This is a genomic window from Mycobacterium sp. SMC-17 (assembly GCF_045310915.1).
GTDB lineage: Bacteria > Actinomycetota > Actinomycetes > Mycobacteriales > Mycobacteriaceae > Mycobacterium.
Map to the genome: position 1 here is coordinate 56,008 of NZ_JBJIAK010000026.1, position 19,612 is coordinate 75,619.

General features: G+C 66.8%; 12 protein-coding genes and 1 pseudogene (1 of these 13 cut by a window edge). 10 read left to right on the forward strand and 3 right to left on the reverse strand.

Translation table 11 applies throughout. The features are described 5' to 3' along the window. From ACJH7A_RS17620 to ACJH7A_RS17650, 7 genes are all read left to right on the forward strand, one after another. Positions 1–4,102, forward strand: the 3' end of a protein-coding gene (locus ACJH7A_RS17620; RefSeq protein WP_406802436.1) for a non-ribosomal peptide synthase/polyketide synthase. Its footprint begins 26,834 nt before the window's first position; 4,102 of the gene's 30,936 nt are visible here — the last part of the coding sequence; its start codon lies beyond the left edge, outside the window; it ends in the stop codon at positions 4,100–4,102. Next, on the forward strand, positions 4,099–7,059 hold the full coding sequence (locus ACJH7A_RS17625; protein WP_244872742.1) for an RND family transporter: 2,961 nt from the start codon (positions 4,099–4,101) through the stop codon (positions 7,057–7,059). Before ACJH7A_RS17620 ends, ACJH7A_RS17625 begins: the two co-directional genes overlap by 4 nt. A gap of 9 nt (positions 7,060–7,068) precedes the next feature. Further along, positions 7,069–7,779, forward strand: coding sequence for an MBL fold metallo-hydrolase (locus ACJH7A_RS17630; RefSeq protein ID WP_212807389.1), 711 nt, complete (start codon positions 7,069–7,071; stop codon positions 7,777–7,779). 147 nt (positions 7,780–7,926) lie between these two features. Beyond that, positions 7,927–8,211: a type VII secretion target gene (locus ACJH7A_RS17635; protein WP_212807388.1), complete on the forward strand. Its 285-nt coding sequence runs from the start codon at positions 7,927–7,929 to the stop codon at positions 8,209–8,211. Positions 8,212–8,214: 3 nt separating this feature from the next. Beyond that, positions 8,215–9,609, forward strand: coding sequence for a WXG100 family type VII secretion target (locus ACJH7A_RS17640; RefSeq protein ID WP_371824496.1), 1,395 nt, complete (start codon positions 8,215–8,217; stop codon positions 9,607–9,609). Between the two features lie 8 nt (positions 9,610–9,617). After that, positions 9,618–10,373 carry a hypothetical protein gene (locus ACJH7A_RS17645; protein WP_212807386.1) on the forward strand — a complete coding sequence of 252 codons (756 nt, stop codon included), beginning with the start codon at positions 9,618–9,620 and terminating at the stop codon, positions 10,371–10,373. 32 nt (positions 10,374–10,405) lie between these two features. Further along, positions 10,406–11,731 (forward strand): hypothetical protein, encoded by a 1,326-nt coding sequence (locus ACJH7A_RS17650; RefSeq protein ID WP_212807385.1) that lies wholly within the window; start codon positions 10,406–10,408, stop codon positions 11,729–11,731. Positions 11,732–11,782: 51 nt separating this feature from the next. Here ACJH7A_RS17650 and ACJH7A_RS17655 read toward each other — a convergent pair whose 3' ends face one another. Genes ACJH7A_RS17655 through ACJH7A_RS17665 form a run of 3 tightly spaced genes read right to left on the reverse strand, consistent with a single transcriptional unit; the run spans position 11,783 to position 14,403 of the window. Then, positions 11,783–12,568, reverse strand: coding sequence for a GntR family transcriptional regulator (locus ACJH7A_RS17655; RefSeq protein WP_406802437.1), 786 nt, complete (start codon positions 12,566–12,568; stop codon positions 11,783–11,785). Positions 12,569–12,592: 24 nt separating this feature from the next. Then, positions 12,593–13,369 (reverse strand): 3-oxoacyl-ACP reductase FabG, encoded by a 777-nt coding sequence (fabG, locus tag ACJH7A_RS17660; RefSeq protein WP_138250982.1) that lies wholly within the window; start codon positions 13,367–13,369, stop codon positions 12,593–12,595. A 17-nt stretch (positions 13,370–13,386) separates the two neighbouring features. After that, positions 13,387–14,403 carry a phosphotransferase enzyme family protein gene (locus ACJH7A_RS17665; RefSeq protein ID WP_406802438.1) on the reverse strand — a complete coding sequence of 339 codons (1,017 nt, stop codon included), beginning with the start codon at positions 14,401–14,403 and terminating at the stop codon, positions 13,387–13,389. 342 nt (positions 14,404–14,745) lie between these two features. On the opposite strand from ACJH7A_RS17665, the gene ACJH7A_RS17670 reads away from it, so the two are divergent. The 3 genes and pseudogenes from ACJH7A_RS17670 (at position 14,746) to ACJH7A_RS17680 (ending at position 19,611) form a co-directional block, all read left to right on the forward strand. Further along, positions 14,746–16,326: an APC family permease gene (locus tag ACJH7A_RS17670; protein WP_406802439.1), complete on the forward strand. Its 1,581-nt coding sequence runs from the start codon at positions 14,746–14,748 to the stop codon at positions 16,324–16,326. Between the two features lie 77 nt (positions 16,327–16,403). Further along, positions 16,404–17,729, forward strand: a complete 1,326-nt coding sequence (locus ACJH7A_RS17675; protein ID WP_212807380.1) for an aspartate aminotransferase family protein — start codon at positions 16,404–16,406, stop codon at positions 17,727–17,729. Beyond that, a pseudogene (locus tag ACJH7A_RS17680) lies at positions 17,726–19,611 on the forward strand (propionyl-CoA synthetase). The gene ACJH7A_RS17675 and the pseudogene ACJH7A_RS17680 overlap by 4 nt, the downstream one beginning before the upstream one ends. Position 19,612 lies beyond the last annotated feature (1 nt).

Here is a 19,612-nt window from a genome sequence, read left to right on the forward strand (position 1 = left end):
CGGCCTGACCTATGGCCTGCTGCGCTACCTCAACGACGACATCGATCTCGAAACCGCCGATCCAGCAATCGGATTCAACTATCTGGGCCGACTCGGTGGTGGGTCCGAGCTGTCCGACGAGCTGTGGCAGGTCGGCCGGGACGGTGCGGCGGCAGCTGAGGTCACCGGTCTGGCGACCGCGGTACCGATGCCGTTGATGCACACCCTCGAGCTCAACGCCGGCACAGTCGACACCGACGCCGGCCCGCAGCTGCACGCCAATTGGACGTGGGCACCGTCGGCGCTCGACGGCGAGCAGGTCGAGCGGCTCAGCCGGTTGTGGTTCGATGCGCTGACCGGCATCTGCACCCTCGTGCGTGCCGGCGGTGGTGGGCTGACCCCGTCGGACATCGCACCGGCCGCACTGAGCCAGCAGCAGATCGACGAGCTGGAGCGTGAACACGCGATCGCCGACATCCTGCCGGTGACGCCGCTACAACAGGGCCTGCTCTTCCACGCCGCGCAGACCGGCGCCGAGGCCGATCTGTATGCGGTGCAACTGGATCTGACGCTGGCCGGACCGCTCGACGCGCAGCGGCTCCGCGACGCCGTGCAGACGGTGGTGCAACGGCACCCGAACATCGCGGCCCACTTCTACGCCGGCCTGGAGGTGCAGGTCATCCCGGCGGCACCCGACGTAGCGTGGCGGGTGCTGGACGCAACCGACGACGAGGTCACGCACATCTGCGCCGCCGAACGCGCCGCGGTGTGCGACCTCGGCGACCAGCCGCCCTTCCGGGTTGCGTTGATCCGCGCCGGCGAACAGCGGCACCGGCTGGTGCTCACCAACCACCACGTCGTGATGGACGGCTGGTCACTGCCGGTCCTGCTGCGCGAGATCTTCGCGGGCTATCACGGCTACCGGCTGCCCGCCGCGGTGCCGTACCGCCGCTTCGTCACCTGGCTCTCCGACCGGGATCTCGATGCCGCGCGCACCGCCTGGGCCGAGGTGCTGGCCGGTGTCGACACTCCGACACTGGTTGCCGCACGGACCGCATCGGGTGGCCGTGGCGTGAAATCCGCTGCGCTGTCAGCCGAAACCACACGTGCCGTCGCAGAGCTGGCGCGGGCCCGTCACACCACCGTGAACGTCGTCCTGCAGGCGGCCTACGCGCAGCTGCTCATGCAGCTGACGGGCCGGCACGACGTGGTGTTCGGAACCGCGGTGTCGGGCCGCCCGACCGACGTGGCCGGCGCGGACGAGATGGTCGGCCTGATGATCAACACCGTCCCGGTGCGGGCCACCGCGACCGCGGTCACCACCGTGGCCGAACTGCTCGACCAGATGCAGGACGCGCACAACCGGACGCTCGATCATCAGCACCTGTCACTCGCCGAGATGCACCGGATCACCGGCCAGGACCGGCTTTTCGACACGCTGTTCGCGTACGAGAACTACCCGCTGGGCGCCGCCGCGTCAGGCGGCGTCGGGGACCTGACCATCACCGAGTTCAGCAGCCATGAGCAGAACCACTATCCGTTGACGGTGCAGGCCATGCCGGGTGACGAACTCGGCCTGCGCCTCGAGTACGACACCGCGGTGTTCGAGGCGGCCGACATCGACCGGCTCGTCGAGCGGTTCGAACGCGTGCTGGTCGCGATGACCACCGCGCCCACCGGGCGGCTTGCGTCGGTGAATCTGCTTGCTGCCGAAGAGTGCTCGCAACTGGATCGGATCGGCAACCGGGCCGCCACAGCCGAGGCGCAGGCATCGATTCCGGAACTCTTCGCCGCCCAGGTCGACCGCACCCCGGAGGCTGTCGCGCTCACCGGACCGGACCGCTCGCTGACCTACCGCGATCTCGACGAGGCCGCGAATCGGTTGGCACACCACCTGATCGATGCCGGCGCCGGTCCGGGGCGGACCGTGGCACTGCTGTTCCCCCGGTCGGTCGACGCCGTGGTGGCGATCCTCGCGGTCCTCAAGGCCGGGGCGGCGTACCTGCCGATCGATCCGGCGCTGCCGGCGGAGCGGCTCGCGTTCCTGCTGTCCGATGCGACGCCGAGCGTCGCGGTCACGACGGCAGACCTGGCCGGCCGGCTCGGTGACTTCGACGGCCCGGTCATCGTCGACGCTGCCACCGAAAACTCTCCTGCCACAAGGCTTCCGGACCCGGACCCCGACAGCGTCGCCTACCTGATCTACACCTCCGGTACCACCGGCCTGCCCAAGGGCGTGGCGGTGGCGCACCGCAACGTGGCGCGCCAATTCGCGACACCGCTTGCGGGTCTGCCCGCCGATCCGGTGTGGACGCAGTGCCATTCGTACGCGTTCGACTTCTCGGTGTGGGAGATCTGGGCCGCGCTGCTGCACGGTGCCCGGCTGGTGATCGTGCCCGAGTCGGTGACGGCGAGCCCCGACGAGTTCCAGCGCCTGCTCGCGGCCGAGCACGTCAACGTCCTCACCCAAACCCCTTCCGCAGCAGGCGCGTTGGTGCCGGATGCACTGGCGCCACTGGCGCTGCTGCTCGGCGGTGAGGCCTGCCCGACCGAATTGGTCGACCGCTGGACGGCCTGCGGGCACACCGTCGTCAACGCCTACGGCCCCACCGAGACCACGGTGTACGCGGCGGTGACCGAACCGCTGACAGCCGGCACGGCCTCGGTACCCATCGGCACGCCGGTGCCCGGCACGGCGCTGTTCGTGCTGGACGGCTGGTTGCGCCCGGTTCCCACGGGCGTCGTCGGCGAGCTGTACGTCGCGGGTGCCGGCGTGGGTGTCGGCTACGCCGGCCGGCCGGGGCTGACCGCGGGCCGGTTCGTGGCCTGCCCGTTCCCGGGCGTGGGGGAGCGGATGTACCGCACCGGCGACCTGGTGCGCTGGGACGACGACGGTCGTCTGCACTACGTCGGCCGCGCCGACGAGCAGGTCAAGATTCGTGGCTTCCGCATCGAACTCGGCGAAGTACAAACGGTTTTGGCACGCCTCGACGGCGTGGAGCAGGCGGCGGTGATCGTCCGCGAGGACCGCGCCGGCGACAAGCGCCTCGTCGGCTACATCACCGGCACCGCCGATCCCGCGGCACTGCGCACTCAGCTCGCCGACCTGCTGCCGGCCCACGCGGTCCCGGCCGCCGTCGTCGTCCTGCCGGCGCTGCCCGTCACGATCAACGGCAAGCTCGACGTCCGCGCGCTGCCCGCGCCCGAATACCGGGCGGGCGCCTACCTGGCTCCGCGCACCGCCACCGAGGTGGCGCTGGCCGCCGTGTACGGCCGGGTCCTCGGTGTCGAACGGGTCGGTGTGGACGAGTCGTTCTTCGACCTCGGTGGCGACAGCATCTCGGCGATGCGCTTCGTTGCGGCGATCCGCGCCGACCTCGGCACCGAGCTGTCGGTCACGGCGGTGTTCGAGGCGCCCACGGTGCAGGAGCTCGCCGAGCGGCTGACGGAAGACAGCGCGGCGGCACCCGAGATCGCCCCGGTGCAGGTGCTGAAGACCGGTACGGGCGTCCCACTGTTCTGCCTGCACGCGGTCAGCGGCATCAGCTGGCCGTACCAGGTGCTCGGCGGCCACGTCGACGGTCCGATCATCGGCATTCAGCAACCCGCCGCGGACACCCCGGGATCGCTGAGCGACATGGCGGCGACCTACGCCGACCGGATTCAGGCCGAGCAGCCGTCCGGCCCGTACCACCTGCTGGGCTGGTCGTTCGGCGGTGTCGTCGCGCATGCCGTCGCGGTCGAGCTGCAGCGGCGCGGCGGCACTGTCGCCCGGCTGGTGCTGCTCGACGCCGAGCCGAGCCTGCGCGTCGCGAACCAGGCGGTCGACCGGGATCAGCTGGCCGGCATCGTGGACGACGGTCTGATGGACCTGTTGGTGCGCAACTTCGACACCAACGTCGCGCTGTACCGGGAGCACGAGGCCGGCCGGTTCGACGGCGATGTCGTGGTGATCGCGGCGGCCGCGGATGACGCCGAGCGCGGCGCCTTCCTCGCACAGAGCTGGCGCCCGCACGTGGCCGGCACCGTCACGGTGCACGAGGTGCGGCGCGGACACCATGAGATGCTGACCGGCGAAGCGCTTGCCGAGTACGGCAGGTATCTGAGCGGTGAGGCAACGTGATAGCTCGGTCGGGCAAGGGTGTGTTCGCCGGGGCTTTCGAGCTGCTGGCGCGATTGGTGCTACGCCGGCCCTGGGCCGTGATCGGCGCCTGGCTGCTGCTCGTCGTGGCGCTGTCGGCGGCCGTGCCGCCGCTGATGAAGCTGGCGAGCGACCGCAACCAGGAGCTGTTGCCGAGCAACTCCGCGGTCATGGCGGCGACCCGGGACATGACGTCCGCGTTCCACGAACCCGGGATCCAGAACATCGCGCTGGTGGTCCTCACCGACGAGAACGGCCTGACCAAGGCCGACGAAGACGTCTACCGCACCCTGGTCGACAGCCTGCACCGCGACACCGCCGACGTGGTGATGGTGCAGGACTTCATCTCGCAACCACCCATGCGAGAAGTGTTGGCCAGCAAGGACAACAAGGCGTGGTTCATCCCCGTCGGTATCCGGGGTGAGCTCGGCTCACCGGAGTCCAGCGAGGCGTACAAACGCGTCGTCGGCATCGTCGACCACACCGTCTCCGGCTCGACTCTGACGGTCCACATGACGGGCCTGACGGCCACCGTCGCCGAGCGCGAACAGCTCGGGCTGCGTGATCTGCGGGTCATCGAGACCGCCACCGTCGCCATGGTGCTGCTGATCCTCTTTGTGGTGTACCGCAACATCGTCACGATCCTGGTGCCGCTGGCGACCATCACGGTGTCGCAGGCCGCCGCGACGCAGGGCGTGGCGGCGCTGGCGACATGGGGGCTGCCCATCTCGCAGCAGACCGTCGTGTTCATGAGCGCCATGATGATCGGCGCCGGCGTGGACTACGCCGTCTTCCTGATCAGCCGCTACCACGAATACCTCAGGCAGGGACTCGATTCCGACGAGGCCGTGGCGCGGGCGCTGACCGCCATCGGCAAGGTCATCGCGGCGTCGGCGGCCACCGTCGCGGTGACGTTCCTGGGCATGAGTTTCACCAGCCTCAAGGTCTTCTCGACGACGGGTCCGGCGCTGGCGGTCACGATCGCGGTGGCGTTCCTGTCGTCCATCACGTTGTTGCCGGCGATCCTCACGCTCGTCGGGCGGCGCGGCTGGGCCCGGCCCCGCAAGGAACTGACCAGCCGCTTCTGGCACCGGTCCGGCATCAACATCGTGCGGCGCCCCGTGGTCCACCTGGTCGGCAGTCTCGTCGTGCTGATCGCGCTGGCGGCCGGCGTCGGCTGGCTGCACACCAGCTACGACGCCCGCACCGCACTGCCCGCGACGGCCGAGAGCAACATCGGCATGGCCGCCATCGAGCGGCACTTCCCGGCGAGTGTGACGGCGCCGCAATACCTTTTCGTCCAGTCGCCGCACGACCTGCGGACGACCAAGGGCCTCGCCGACCTCGAACAGATGGCGCAGCGCGTCGCGCAGCTGCCCGACATCGCCGCCGTCCGCGGCGTCACCCGCCCGACCGGCGCCCCGCTGGAGCAGGCGACGCTGAGTTACCAGGCCGGCGAGATCGGCGACAAGCTCGCCGAGGCCACCAACAAGATCAACGGCAGCGTCGACCAACGGCAGGCTCTCGTCGGCGGTGCGGGCAAGCTCGCCGACAGCCTCGCCACGGTGCGCACCCAGCTGACCAAGACCATGGGCGTGATCGACAGCCTGAACAAGAGCATGGCGAGCATCAAGGACCAACTGGAGAGCTCACAGGAGTTCCAGGACGCGCAGCGGCAACTGGACAGCGTGCGCAATTCCGGTGACGTGCCGAACATCCCGCCGCGGTCGGGCAGCCAGAACTTCCAGGACATGGTCGCCATGGCCGACGCGCTGCTGCAGCAGCGCAAGGACAACCCGGGTTGCGATGCCGATCCCGATTGCGCGGGGCAGCGCGACCAACTGCAGCGGCTCTCGGACGGCCTGCACAAGATGCAGCCCTCTTTGGACTCGGCGGCCAAAGCCCTTCGCTCCCTTGGCGGCAGTGGTGCGGGCGCCAGCCCGGCGAGCATGAAGCAGAACATGGCGTCGCTGCAGGAGGGCGCCAACGCGCTGGCCGAGGGCAGCCGCAAGATCGCCGAGGGGCTGCGCGTCCTCGACGACCAGACCAAGCAGCTCGGCGAAGGCCTCTCGCACGCGTCGGCATTCCTGCTGGCGATGAAACTGCACGCCTCGGAGCCGGGAGCCGCGGGCTTCTACATCTCCCCGGAGATCCTCGGCAATGACAAATTCAAGGACCTGGCCCGGGTCTTCATGTCCCCGGACGGGCATTCGGCGCGGTACCTGGTCGAGTCCAAGCTGAACCCCTACGACACCAAGGCCATGGATCAGGTCAAGGCGATTCTCGCCGCCGCGCAAGGCGCACAGGCCAATACGTCGCTGGCGGACGCCAAGATCGCGATGTCGGGCATGACGCCGTACTACGCGGAACTGCGCGACTACTTCAACAAGGACCTGCGGTACATCGTGCTGATGACCGTCATCGTGGTTTTCCTGATCCTGGTGCTGCTGCTGCGGGCCGTCGTCGCACCGCTGTATCTCGTTGGCACCGTGATCCTCTCGTGCCTGTCGTCGCTCGGCATCGGGGTCATCGTGTTGCAGATTCTCGGCGGTCAGCCCATGGCGGCGAGTACTCCGGGCATGGCCTTCATCGTGCTGGTGGCCGTCGGCGCCGACTACAACATGCTGCTGATCTCCCGGATCCGCGACGAATCGCCGAACGGCATCCGTTCGGGCGTCATCCGCACGGTGCGGAGCACCGGCAGCGTGATCACCTCTGCCGGAATGATCTTCGCCGCACCCATGTTCGCCATGCTGTTCAGCAGCATCGGCTCGATGGTGCAGGGCGGCTTCATCATCGGCGTGGGCCTGCTGATCGACACCCTCATCGTCCGCACCGTCACCGTGCCGGCGCTGGCCGTACTGGTCGGCAAGTACAACTGGTGGCCATCGAGAAACAGGAGCGGTTCCAAGCGGAGGCCGGCGCCCGTCCTCGGCTAGCGTGGGGACATGGCCGAACTGCTCGCGCTGACCCCGTTGTTGTACCGACTGCGGATCCCTGGCGAGCGGGCCCATCTGCTCAACTGCTATCTGCGGCTCGACCCCGACGGTGTGACGCTCGTCGATACCGGCTGGCCCGACAGCGCCGCACTGGTCGCCGACGCCCTCACCGCACTCGGCCGGGAGCCCGCCGATGTGAAACGTATTGTGCTGACGCACTTTCACGAGGACCACTGCGGCGCCGCCGCGGAGATCGCCGGCTGGTCCGGTGCCGAAGTGATTGCCGGGGAGCTGGATTCGTCGTACATCACGGGTGCCGCCGACGGGCCGGTACCGGTCCTCACCGATGCCGAGCGGACGCTGCGGCCGGACTTCGACGCCGCACCGCACGGCCCGGCCTGCCCTGTCGACCGCACGGTGGCCGATGGTGACATCCTCGACTTCGCCGGCGGCGCCCGCGTCATCGCCGTCCCGGGTCACACGCCGGGCAGTATCGCGCTGTACCTGTCGGACGACGATGCCGTGCTCACCGGCGACGCCGTCGCGGAGGTGAACGGTCAAGTGGCCGTGGGTGTCTTCAACACCGACCGGCCCGCCGCGGTCCGGGCCGCCGGCATCATCGCGGCGACCGGCGCCCGCATCGCCGGGTTCGGCCACGGTGAGGCGATCGTCGGCGATGCCGCGGCCCGCATCGCCGCGGCCGTCGACCTGTTCGGGTGAATCCGCGGCCAGCAGGCCATCTACTCAACGGGCGCTGCGGATCGGTCAAGTCTCGGCATCCAGTAAAGATCGGTCAATTCTGATTTTGCTGACGGTTCGCCCTCGCGGTGCGCGATATCCTCGAACGCGAGGGTGGGGAGGATCCGAATGCTGGTTGACCCTGAGATTTTGCGGGCGTTCGCAGATCAAGTTGGTATCGCATCCAATGCGATCCGTGCCGCGGACATGGGGAGCAAGGCGAGTAGCGCCGGAGATGGGCTACCTGGTTCCACTACGCAATGGGCCTGCCGCGTTGTCGGAGCCCATATCGCCGCCGAGGCTGAGAAGATCGCAAGCAGCATCACGCGTATGGGGGCGGCGGTTCGCGGGGCCGGCGACAAGTACGAGGTGACCGACAGCGACCTCGCCGGGGCGTTCAAAGGGCTGTTCTGACCGATGTTGCCGTCGAGACCCCGGTTGGAGAAATGGTCGCCAGATTCCCTCGTCTCGGCGGGGAGTGCACTGGGAAAGAGCGGCGACGATATCGCGTCAGCCGTTCGATCTCTCGACGACCAGATCAGGCGGATGCCTGAGGCGAGCGCATGGTCGGGCTCCGCACATGACGCAGCGACCGCGATGTTCGGCCGGGCGACGAGAGCCGCTGATGATTTCGCGAAGTACACGAGCTCGGTGAAATCGGCACTCGCCAAGGGCGCGTCAGATATTGGCAATGCAAGGGCCGCGCTCATCAACAAAGCCGACGCGATCGATCGGACCGAACTTCACGTCAGCGATCAGTGGGTAGTGCTGATCAAACCAGCCGAGATGTCAGAGGAGAAGGCCGCCGCGCTCCAGCGTCAAGCGGAAGTGGAGCAGGTAGAAGTCAACCGGCTGCTGGTGGCCGTCGGTGGCGCCGATAGTGGTACGGCAGCTGCGGTGCAGGCTGCTGCGAAGAATTTTGGCTTCGCGTTGCCTGCGCCGAGTGACATCGGCTTGGGGTTCCCGACGACCGGGCCGGTGCAACCGGCGGACGAGGTTCCAAACCCGCTCACCATGGACGGATTGATGCAGCAAGGCATCGTCCGTGGCGAAGATATGGCGACTATCAGAATTGCCACGACCGAATCGATTGACAAGGACGGAAATCACGTCACCACGTTGACAATGGCGGACGGCGGCAAGAAGGTCATCACGACGTATGACTTCAATAATACGAAGAAGATGGAACATGTGGGGTCGAATTGGTTCGACAAGAACGGCAATTTGCTTTGTCACACGGCGTCCTGGGTTGACCCTGGAACAAAGGTGAAATACACCCAGATGGATTTCGGGAACAACGGTGCATTCTTCCTCGCCACCGAGACCCCGGACGGACACCAAACAGCGGGTTGGACAATGCCGGATGGGCGGCACGGAGCGTTGCCGCCCGACAATCCGTTCTTTACCAGCGACGCGCCGACGGTGGTCGGCGGGGCACTCACAGGCCTCGATGCACACGTGGGCCGAGGCGGCAGCCTGCCGGGGCTGACCCCGGACTCCGTCAAGGACATCGGTAAGGCTGCCAGATACGGCGGGCCAGCTCTGGGACTATTGACAACAATGTATAAGTTTGCCGCTGCGCCGACTCCGCATGAGGCCTGTGTCGCAGGCATCTCTGGGGTTTTCGGGGTTGGCGGTGATTACGCCGGAGGCTGGGGCGGTGCAAAGCTCGGTGCCGTAGTCGGTGCGCCGTTTGGGCCCGAGGTGGCGGCGTTTACAGTGCCAGTGTTTGCGGTCGGGGGTGCGTTCGGCGGGGGCAAGGGAATGGAGTGGATAGGAAATCAGGTTGGTGGTGCATTTTGCCCGAAATAGAATTACAGATGCCCGAGCACTGGAAAAATCCAAGAGTGGCCGCGAATTTTTCTATCTCGGTTTTTGCGGTTCTCGTTGCGCTTTGCCTCATCTGGGTTCTCTATCTACTTGGCCGTCGTGACTATCTAACTTCTGTATTCGCTGTCGGACTACTACTGTGTTTCCTGTTTCTGCTTGTTTTGGCACTACAGGTTCGGCTGGGTCGCGTTGTTCCTCAGGCAACCAGTGAAGCCGACGGCACATATTTCCGTCCACCACACGCAAAGACCCGGTTCCTGGAGCTATCGATTGTCAGCGCGATAGTTAGTGGAATTTCTTTTGTTTGCTACGTTCCTAGCGGGCGGCTCGCAATCGGAATCGGTGGGGCCAGGCAAATCTATTACCCCATTATTGTTGCCGGAATGGTGTGTTGGTTTGCCTACCTTCTCCTGCGCGGTAGGTCGAACGGCTGGGGATATCTGAAACTGTCGCCGGAAGGGTTTGAGGTCTCAAACTCCGTAACCACGACCGCCAGTGGAGCGTGGGATGACGTGGTGGATGTCATTGACCAGGCGCCCAAGGGCAAGGCCGTGAGCTGTCCGGCGGTGATGGTGATGACAGATGGTGAAACGCAGACCATCAACAGCTTGCCTACCTACCAGGCGAATGGAGCTGCGCTCTACTGGGCTATCCGGCATTACTGGCTGTATCCGGAGAACCGCGGTGAGCTCGCCAATGGCCGGGCGATCGAACGGTTGCGGGCGCAGGACTTCGAGGTCGAATGATCCGTCGAGGCGGGCTTCGCAAATGGTGGCTGGTGGCTGGTGCGCTGGCTTTGGCTGCTGCGGTGGTGGCTGCCGTGATCGTCGTCCAGCGACCGGTCGACGGCAGGCCACAGTCTGCGCCACCGCTGGCCACCGCAGAGCAGTTGGGGTTGCCCAACCAGTTGTTGCTGTCTCAGTCGATGCGGAAGCAACCGGTGTTCGGCTGGCACGTGACGGCAGCCGAGCTGGGGCTACCGGCAGATTCGATGATCCATCCGGCCGGCAATGTGGGGGACCGTGGATTCTTTCTCGGTGCCTCGAGCGACGGGTGGCGAGTTGTCGGGGTCAACGTGGCGGATGGTCACCGGCTGTTCGCTCCGGTTCGGCTGGGCCCCAACGCACGCGCGGCCAGTACTCGCTGTTTCGTGAATGGGCCGGCGATGTTGTTGTGCGTATGGGAGGCTTCGGGACAGCCGCGGCGGGCGTGGGTCGTCAACACCGAGACTGGGGCCGTGATGTTCGACGGCCCGACTGAACTACGAGCATACGGATCAGGTCCCGAACCACGCTTGAGCCAGGTAGGTGACTACGTGGTTGCCGCGGTGCCGGACAGTGGTGTTCATGGGGTCGGCCCGCATGCCGAGCTCACATGGTTTGTCCCGGGCGATGGTCTGCTCGGGGATTCTGCGGGAGCCAATTCGGACCTTCAGCCGATGAAGTTTGCGTCGCAAGGTGTTTTCAGGGCGCCGGACATCGTTTTCTCGGTTGTCGACGGCGTCTCGGTGAAGCCTTCAGCGGGGCGTGACGCATCAGTCGGGGGTGCCATCGTCTACGCCGGTGGGTTCGGGTTCAGCTATCACGATCAAGACGGCTCGGAACGCGTTGCGCTGCTTGATGAATCCGGCCGGTTATCGGCGCAGATAGCCGGAGGCCTTGTGAATACCTCGCCCGACGTGCCGATCGTGGAGGACGAGTCGCAGCTTCGAGTCGTCACGATGAGTGGGCGGCAACTGCTCGAAATCCCCAAGCCGACGTTACGGCTATACGCACGGCTCATTGGTACGACCCTGTACGTCGCCTCCGACAAGCGGCTTCGAAGTTGGCAGCAATTCGACCTGCGAACGGGCGCCAAGGGAAAGGCCTGCGATGCCGAAGGCCTGTCCACCAGCTACATCGGCTCTGATGGCGCGATCGCCATCCTGACGGGCGAGCCGTCACCGGTCGCCTATGGCATGGATATGGCGACATGTGAAACCGCGTGGGCCATGCCAGGCACAAGCTCCCCAGACGTGACTGTGCGGGAAGTATGGAGGGTCAACACCACGCTGCTGGGTCGCGGCGCGAACGACTTGTTTTCACTTGTGTCGCAGCCTAAATGAGCTGGAGCTAGTGGAAATCCCTGGGCATTCTCGGCGCGCTCGGTGGGACAGCTAGGCCGTGACGGTGAGCTCGACGCGGCCGTCGGTGCCGAGGGTCTCGCGCTCGGCCAGCGCGGAGGTCTTGGCGACGAGCCGGACCCGGTCGGCGCGGAACAGATCCTCGGAGTATTCGAACGGCCGCCCGCCCGCATCCGAGGCGACACGCGTCATCGCCAGCAGGGGAGTGCGCGTCGGGATTTCGAGCCAGGACGCTTCACGGGGATTGGCGCTGACGACCTCGATGCTCTCGACCGAGGTGACCGGCCGCAGGTCGTAGCGGACGGCCAAGATGTCGTAGAGCGACCCGCCGAGAGGTTGCTCGAGCAGGTCCGGAACGAGGTCGGCGGGGAAGTGCGCGCAGTCGACCGACAGCGGGAAGCCGTCGGCATAGCGCAGGCGCTGGATGACGACGAGTTCGGTGTCGGGCTCGATGCCCAGGCGTTGCGCCTCGATGGCCGTGGCGCCGCGCAGGGCCGTCGACAACACCCGGCTGCGGGTCGTGGAATGACCGCCCTGCTTCAGCCGGTTCGGCAGGCCCGACAGTTCGGCGACGTTGCGTTCCACGAGCACCGTCTTGATGAACGTGCCGCCCGCGCGGCCACTGCGCCGCTCCAGGATCCCGGCGCGGCTCAGCGGCACCAGGGCGCTGCGCAGCGTCGCGCGGGAGACGGAGAACTGCTCGGCCATCTCGCGTTCGGAGCCCAGACGGTCACCCGGTCGCAGGGTGCCGGCGTCGAGCATCGCGACGATGCGGCGCCGCACATCCTCGGCTACCGGGCCACCCTCGGACTCGTCCATGTCGTTCACCGTACCGACCGGCTGTCACCCGGCGACGGCGTCCAGCGATTCCGGCAGGATTTGCCCGCCGTCGACGACGATGGACTGGCCGGTGAGGTAGCGGGCCTCGTCGCTTGCCAGGAACGCGGCGAGGTGGCCGATGTCTTCCGGCGTGCCCAACGTCCCGGCGGGGATGGAGCGGGCCATGCCGGCGATGTAGTCCTCGCCCATCTCCTGCAATCCCTCGGTGAGGATGTTGCCCGGCAAGATGGCGTTGACGGTGATGTGTTTCGGCGCGAGTTCGATTGCGGCGGTGCGCATGAAGCCCAGCTGCGCGGCCTTCGACGCGCCGTAGTGCGACCAGCCGGGGAAACCCGTCACCGGACCGGTGATGGACGAGGTGAGGATGACGCGGCCGGCGCCGCTGCGGGTCAGCGCATCGAGACAGGCCTGCACGCTGTAGACGGTGCCCTTGACGTTGACGTCGAGCACGGTGGCGAGATCGTCGGGCGTCATGGTGGCCAGCGGTGCCTCGGGGAAGATGCCGGCGTTGGCGCACAGCACGTCGATGCCGCCGAAGGCGTCGACGGCGGCATCGGCCATCGCCCGGCAGGATCGCGGATCGGCCACATCGACCGCGACGCCGATGATCTTGCCGGAGCCCAAGCCGTCGAGGCCGGCGACGGCGGTGTCGAGGTCGTGCAGCGAGCGGGCCGCCACGGCGACGTTGGCGCCCGCGGTGGCGAACACCGCGGCGATGCCATAGCCGATGCCTTTGGTGGCGCCGGTGACGATGACGTTCTTGTTGGCGAGATCGAACATGGTGTTTGTGTTTCCTGTCAGTGGGAGAGGGTGGGAGCGGCCGCGGGCACAGCCACGCGGAACCACGACGGGTCGGTGAGGTAGGCCTGTGCCAATTGTGCAGTGCCCGAGGCATACCGGGGCCCGAGCGTCTGTGCCGGTCCGGATTCGGGATGGCTGCCGATCCAGGCCGTGAGCATCAGGCGGCGCAGCATGACGAACGTCGGGATCTCGGCGAGGTCGGCGGCGGGAATGTCGCGGACGCTGCGGTAGCCCGCGAGCCATTCGTCGATGATGCGGGCGGCATCGGGGGTGTCCTCGACGAACGACACCACGGCACCCAGGTCGGCGAGGTACCACGACCAGCCGCAGTCGTCGAAGTCGATGACGGTGATCTTGCCGTTGTGCACCATGAGGTTCGACATCCGCAGGTCGGCGTGGACGAGCCCGAAGCGCTCGGGGCCCATGCCGTAGTCGGTGAGGCGTTCGATGACCTTGCGTTCGGCCTCTTCGATGACGGCGGCGTCCGCGGCCGACAAAGCCGGCGCGTCCCGCCAGTCACCCCAGCGCCCGGCCGTGCCGAGCATGGTGTCGAGGTCCCACCGGAACCGCGTGAAGGCCTCGGGTCGCTGACAGTTCTGGACGTGCTCGTGCAGCGTCGCGGTGATGGCGCCCAGTTCGCTGAAGCTGATGTCGGAGGCGTCATCCTCGGCGATGGTGCCTTCCACGAAAGTGAACAGGTCGACGAGGTAGGTCTCATCGCCGATGCGGGCCTCCACGACGCGCCGGCCGTCGGGAGCGGGTATCACCTGCGGCGTCGTGATGGCGGAGTCGCGGCGGAGGCTTTCCATCCAGTCGAGTTCGGATTCGATGGCGGCCAGCGAGTGGTAGCCCGGCCGGTGCACGCGCAGGACCTGGCGCCCGGTCTCCGATTCCACCAGGAACGTGCCGTTCTCCGAGTAGCTCAGCAGCGTCACAGTCGCCGAATCGAGTCCATAGTGGGGGAGCGCGGCGTGCGCGAAGCGTTCGTAGTCGGTGGCGGCCATGTCGCTCATTGTGGCTCTCCTGAACTGGCGGTGTGGGCACGGTCACTATTTGGTCTGGTCAGTTCTACCGCACTTCGGGTCGAAAGTGAACCAAAACCGAAAATTGGTAACGACGGTTTTACGGGCCGGAAATATGGCACTCTGTCAACCCGGCCCACAGGAAGTGCGCAGGTAGTACGGGTATTGACCGCGCTGGAGTGGTCTGGTACCAATAGCCGTGTGCCGATGGCGTGGGGGTCCATTGGTCCATCGGATAGCTGAAGTGCCGCTCGACGAAGCAGACCAAATAAACCCAAAACCGGCCAGCGTGGCCCGGACCCATCTCCCATCAGATCGGATCGGTTAGCACCCATGAGTGAAATCGACGACCACCCACGAACTGCCCCGGTGACATCGGCGCCGCCCGACAGCGGCCCCGGCGTGCAGCGCCTCAAACCCAACGCCGTCGGCTTGATCGGCGTGCTGTTCATGGCGGTGGCCACCGCCGCCCCGATCACCGCGATGGTCGGCAACGTCCCGATCGCCGTCGGGTCCGGTAACGGTGCGGCCGCCCCCGCCGGGTACCTGATTGCGACGATCGTGCTCGGCCTGTTCGCTGTCGGATATGCGGCGATGTCGAAGCACATCACCGCGACGGGGGCGTTCTACGGCTACATCTCGCACGGACTCGGACGGGTGCTCGGTCTGTCGGCCGGCTTCCTGACGGTCCTGGCGTACGTGGTTTTCGAGGCGTCCCTGGTCGGCATCTTCTCGTTCTTCTCGCGGGATCTGTTCGCATCACTGTTCAATGTGCACCTGCCGTGGCTGCTGTTCGCCGTTGTGATGATCGTCGCCAATGCGGTGCTCACCTACTTCGATGTCAACTTGGCCGCGAAAGTGCTTGGCGGACTGCTGATCACCGAGATCGTGATGTTGACGCTGATGGCCGGCTCCGTCGTCGTCAGCGGCGGTGGCCCGGAAGGCTGGTCGCTGTCATCTCTCAACCCGGTCAACGGGCTCAAGGGGCTCGACGCCGTCGTCCCGAACGTCAACGGCGCGGGCACCATGGCCGTCGTCGGCTCCGCCGGAATCGGTCTGTTCTTCGCCTTCTGGTCCTGGGTCGGATTCGAGTCCAGTGCCATGTACGGCGAAGAGTCCAAGAACCCCAAGAAGATCATCCCCGTCGCGATCATGTCGTCGGTGCTCGGCATCGGGGCGTTCTACATCGTGGTGTCGTGGCTGGCGATCGTGGGCACCGGGCCCAGCAAATCCATTGCGCTGGCGCAGGATACGAACACCGCCGGTGAAATCTTCTTCACTCCGGTGCGCGAGCACCTCGGTGGCTGGGCAGTGACCATGTTCCAGATCCTGCTGACCACCGGCTCCTACGCGTGCGGCATGGCCTTCCACAACTGCGCTGCCCGCTACATCTACGCGCTCGGCCGCGAAGACATCCTGCCCAGAACCGCGAAAACCATTGGCCGTACCCACCACAGCCACGGATCCCCGCACATCGCGGGCTTCGTGCAGACGGCCATCACCCTGGTGATCGTGCTGTGGTTCGCGGTGTCCGGTCGCGATCCCTACAGCGGGCTCTACGGCCTTGCCGCGCTGCTGGGTACCTCCGCCATTCTCATCGTGCAGGCGATGGCGGCGTTCTCGGTCGTCTCGTACTTCCATGTGCGCAAGCAACATCCGGAGACCGCGCACTGGTTCCGCACCTTGGTGGCTCCCGGGCTCGGCGGCATCGGCATGCTGTACGTCATCTACCTGCTGATCAAGAACGCCTCGTTCGCGGCCGGTACGGCCAAGGACGACATCGTCTTCGATTCGATTCCCTGGGTCGTCGGTGGCACCGCGATCGCCGGAATCGTTGTCGCCCTGGTACTTCGGGCCCGGTCCCCGCAGCGCTACGACCGATTGGGGCGCGTCGTGCTCGACGAAGAACGTTGACGCCGTAGGCGTCATCCAGCATCCGCCGTCACCTCGTCACACCGCGCCGATCGCTTTCTACCGCAAGGACAACGAACATGGCTTTCTCCACAATCATGGACTCCAACAGCTACACCGGAGGGGAAGATCTCGACCCCACCACCGATGCCATGGTCGAGAAGCGGCGATCGACGCTGGGTCCGTCCTATCGGCTCTTCTACAACCGGCCCGTCCACCTGGTCAAAGGCTCGGGCGCCCATCTCTATGACGCCGACGGCAACAAGTACCTCGACGCCTACAACAACGTGGCCAGCGTCGGGCACTGCAACCCGCGGGTCATCGAGGCCGTCACCCGGCAGATGTCGGAGCTCAACACCCACACCCGGTACCTGCACGGCGGCATCCTCGACTACTCCGAGAAGCTGCTGGCCACGTTCCCGGCGGAGATCTCGTCGATCATGTACACCTGCACGGGATCCGAGGCCAACGACCTGGCCGTCCGGGTCGCCGAACAGTACAGCGGCGGCACCGGGGTCATCGTCACCGAGGAGGCGTACCACGGCAACAGTGCGCTGATCTCGGCGATGTCGCCGTCGCTGGGCGTCGGTGTGCCACTGGGCGCCAACGTGCGCACGGTGCCGGCGCCGGACTCGTACCGCATCGACCCGGCGGTGCTGGGCCAGTGGTTCGCCGACCAGGTCAGCGCCGCGATCGCCGATCTGGAGCGGCACGGCCACAAGTTCAGCGCGCTGCTGCTGGATTCGATCTTCTCCTCCGACGGCATCTACGTCGATCCATCGGTGCTGGCGCCCGCTGTCGAGGTCGTCCACCGCGCCGGCGGCGTGTTCATCGCCGACGAGGTGCAGCCGGGCTTCTCGCGGACCGGCGAGGCGATGTGGGGTTTCCAGCGGCACGGCGTGGTGCCCGACCTGGTGACGATGGGCAAGCCCATGGGCAACGGCATTCCTGTCGCGGCGATGGCCGCCCGCCCGGAGATTCTCGACGCCTTCGCACAGGAGACGCCCTACTTCAACACCTTTGGCGGCAACCCCGTCTCGATGGCCGCGGCGCAGGCCGTCCTCGACGTCATCCAGGGCGACGGGCTGGCCGCGCACGCCGTCGAGGTCGGTGACCAACTGCGCGCCGAACTGCGCGCGCTGGCGAAGGACTACCCGTTCGTCGGCGACGTCCGCGGCGCGGGCCTGTACACCGGCGTCGAGATCGTCGCCGACCCCGACAGCAAGGAACACGACCGCGGGCAGGCGCAGCGCATCGTCGACATGATGCGCGATAACCGCGTTCTGATCTCTGTGTGCGGCGGACATGGCAACATCCTCAAAGTGCGCCCACCTCTTGTCTTCTCGATGTCGGACCTGGACTGGTTCATGACGGTGTTCTCGGCTGTCGCCAAGGAACTCGCGTGAGCGCCTATCGCGAGGCGTTCGAGGCCGCAGCGGAGCGGCCCGACGACTTCTGGCTGACGGCCGCGCAGGCCATCGACTGGACCGTCGCGCCGACCCGCGCACTCGACGATTCCGCGGCGCCGCATTACCGCTGGTTCCCCGACGGTCAGCTCAACACCTGCTACAACGCCCTCGACCGGCACGTCGCGGCCGGTAACGGCGGCCGCACCGCACTGATCTACGACTCCGCGATGGTCGGCGTGCAGCAGTCCTTCACGTACGCCGAACTGCTCGACCGGGTGGCGCGCTTCGCCGGAGTGCTTGCCGCACAAGGCGTCACCAAGGGCGCCCGCGTCGTGGTCTACATGCCGATGATCCCCGAAGCGGTTGTCGCCATGCTGGCCTGCGCCCGCATCGGCGCCGTCCACTCGGTGGTGTGTTCGGTGGGTTCGCGGCGAACGAACTCGCGGCCCGCATCGACGACGCACAGCCGGTGGCGCTGCTGACCGCCTCCGGTGGGCTGGAACCGGGTCGCACCGTCGAATACCTGCCCGTCGTCGCCAAGGCGCTGACGCTGACCAGCGCCGCGCCGGCCACGGTGATCGTCAAGAACCGCGGCGAGATCGCGGGGGAGGCCGCCGACTATCCGGGCTACCTCGATTGGGACACGTTGGCCGCAGGTGCCGAGCCCGCCGCTCCGGTGCCGGTGGCCGCCACCGACCCGCTCTACATCCTGTACACCTCCGGCACGACCGGGCGGCCCAAGGGCGTCGTCCGCGACAACGGGGGGCACGCCGTCGCGCTGGCCTGGTCGATGAAGAACGTCTACGACATCGGTGCCGGCCAGGTGATGTGGACGGCCTCGGACATCGGGTGGGTCGTCGGCAGCTCGTACATCGTGTACGGGCCGCTGATCGCCGGCGCCACCACCGTGCTCTACGAAGGCAAGCCCGTCGGCACCCCCGACGCCGGCGCGTTCTGGCGGGTCATCGAACAGCACGGGGTGGAGGCGCTGTTCACCGCGCCGACCGCGCTGCGCGCCATCCGCAAAGCCGATCCCGACGCGTCGATGCTTGCCGGACATGACATTTCGACGCTGCGCACACTGTTCGTCGCCGGGGAACGGCTGGACCCCGACACCTACGAATGGGCATCGGAGAAGTTGCACTGCCCCGTCGTCGACCACTGGTGGCAGACCGAAACCGGCTGGGCCATCTGCGCGAACCTGCGCGGCCTCGAACCCATGCCCATCAAAGCCGGCTCACCGACCGTCCCGGTACCGGGCTACCGCGTCAGCATCGTCGATGCGTCGGGTAATCCGGTCGCGCCCGGCGTCGAAGGCAACATCGTCATCAAACTGCCGTTGCCGCCGGGCACCCTCGCCGGGCTGTGGCAGAACGACAAGGGCTTCGTGCAGTCGTACCTGTCGGCGTTCCCGGGCTACTACTTGACGGGTGACTTCGGCTACGTCGACGACGACGGCTACCTGACCGTGCTGGGCCGCACCGACGACGTCATCAACGTTGCGGGCCACCGGCTTTCGACCGGAAGCATCGAAGCCGTCATCGCCGGCCACCGGGCTGTCGCGGAGTGCGCCGTCATCGGCATCCACGACGACCTCAAAGGGCAGCGGCCCAGCGGTTATGTCGTGCTGAAGGCCGGTGCGGACGTCGACGGCGCGGTGCTGCAACAGGAACTCGCGGCGATGGTGCGGGACCAGATCGGCGCTGTCGCCACTTTCCGCGACGTCACGGTCGTGGGCGCGCTGCCCAAGACCCGGTCGGGGAAGATTCTGCGAAAGACCATGCGGCAGATCGCCGAAGGCACCGACTACGTCGTGCCGTCGACCATCGAGGACAGCTCGGTGATCGATGCGCTGATACCGGTGCTGCGGCCCAGCTAGC

What these genes read in the sequence shown, in the direction of transcription:
- ACJH7A_RS17630 (WP_212807389.1), top strand. Translation starts at nt 7,069, where the DNA reads ATGGCCGAACTGCTCGCGCTGACCCCGTTGTTGTACCGACTGCGGATC.
- ACJH7A_RS17635 (WP_212807388.1), top strand. Translation starts at nt 7,927, where the DNA reads ATGCTGGTTGACCCTGAGATTTTGCGGGCGTTCGCAGATCAAGTTGGT.
- ACJH7A_RS17640 (WP_371824496.1), top strand. Translation starts at nt 8,215, where the DNA reads ATGTTGCCGTCGAGACCCCGGTTGGAGAAATGGTCGCCAGATTCCCTC.
- ACJH7A_RS17645 (WP_212807386.1), top strand. Translation starts at nt 9,618, where the DNA reads ATGCCCGAGCACTGGAAAAATCCAAGAGTGGCCGCGAATTTTTCTATC.
- ACJH7A_RS17655 (WP_406802437.1), bottom strand. Translation starts at nt 12,568, where the DNA reads ATGGACGAGTCCGAGGGTGGCCCGGTAGCCGAGGATGTGCGGCGCCGC.
- fabG (WP_138250982.1), bottom strand. Translation starts at nt 13,369, where the DNA reads ATGTTCGATCTCGCCAACAAGAACGTCATCGTCACCGGCGCCACCAAA.
- ACJH7A_RS17665 (WP_406802438.1), bottom strand. Translation starts at nt 14,403, where the DNA reads ATGAGCGACATGGCCGCCACCGACTACGAACGCTTCGCGCACGCCGCG.
- ACJH7A_RS17670 (WP_406802439.1), top strand. Translation starts at nt 14,746, where the DNA reads ATGAGTGAAATCGACGACCACCCACGAACTGCCCCGGTGACATCGGCG.
- ACJH7A_RS17675 (WP_212807380.1), top strand. Translation starts at nt 16,404, where the DNA reads ATGGCTTTCTCCACAATCATGGACTCCAACAGCTACACCGGAGGGGAA.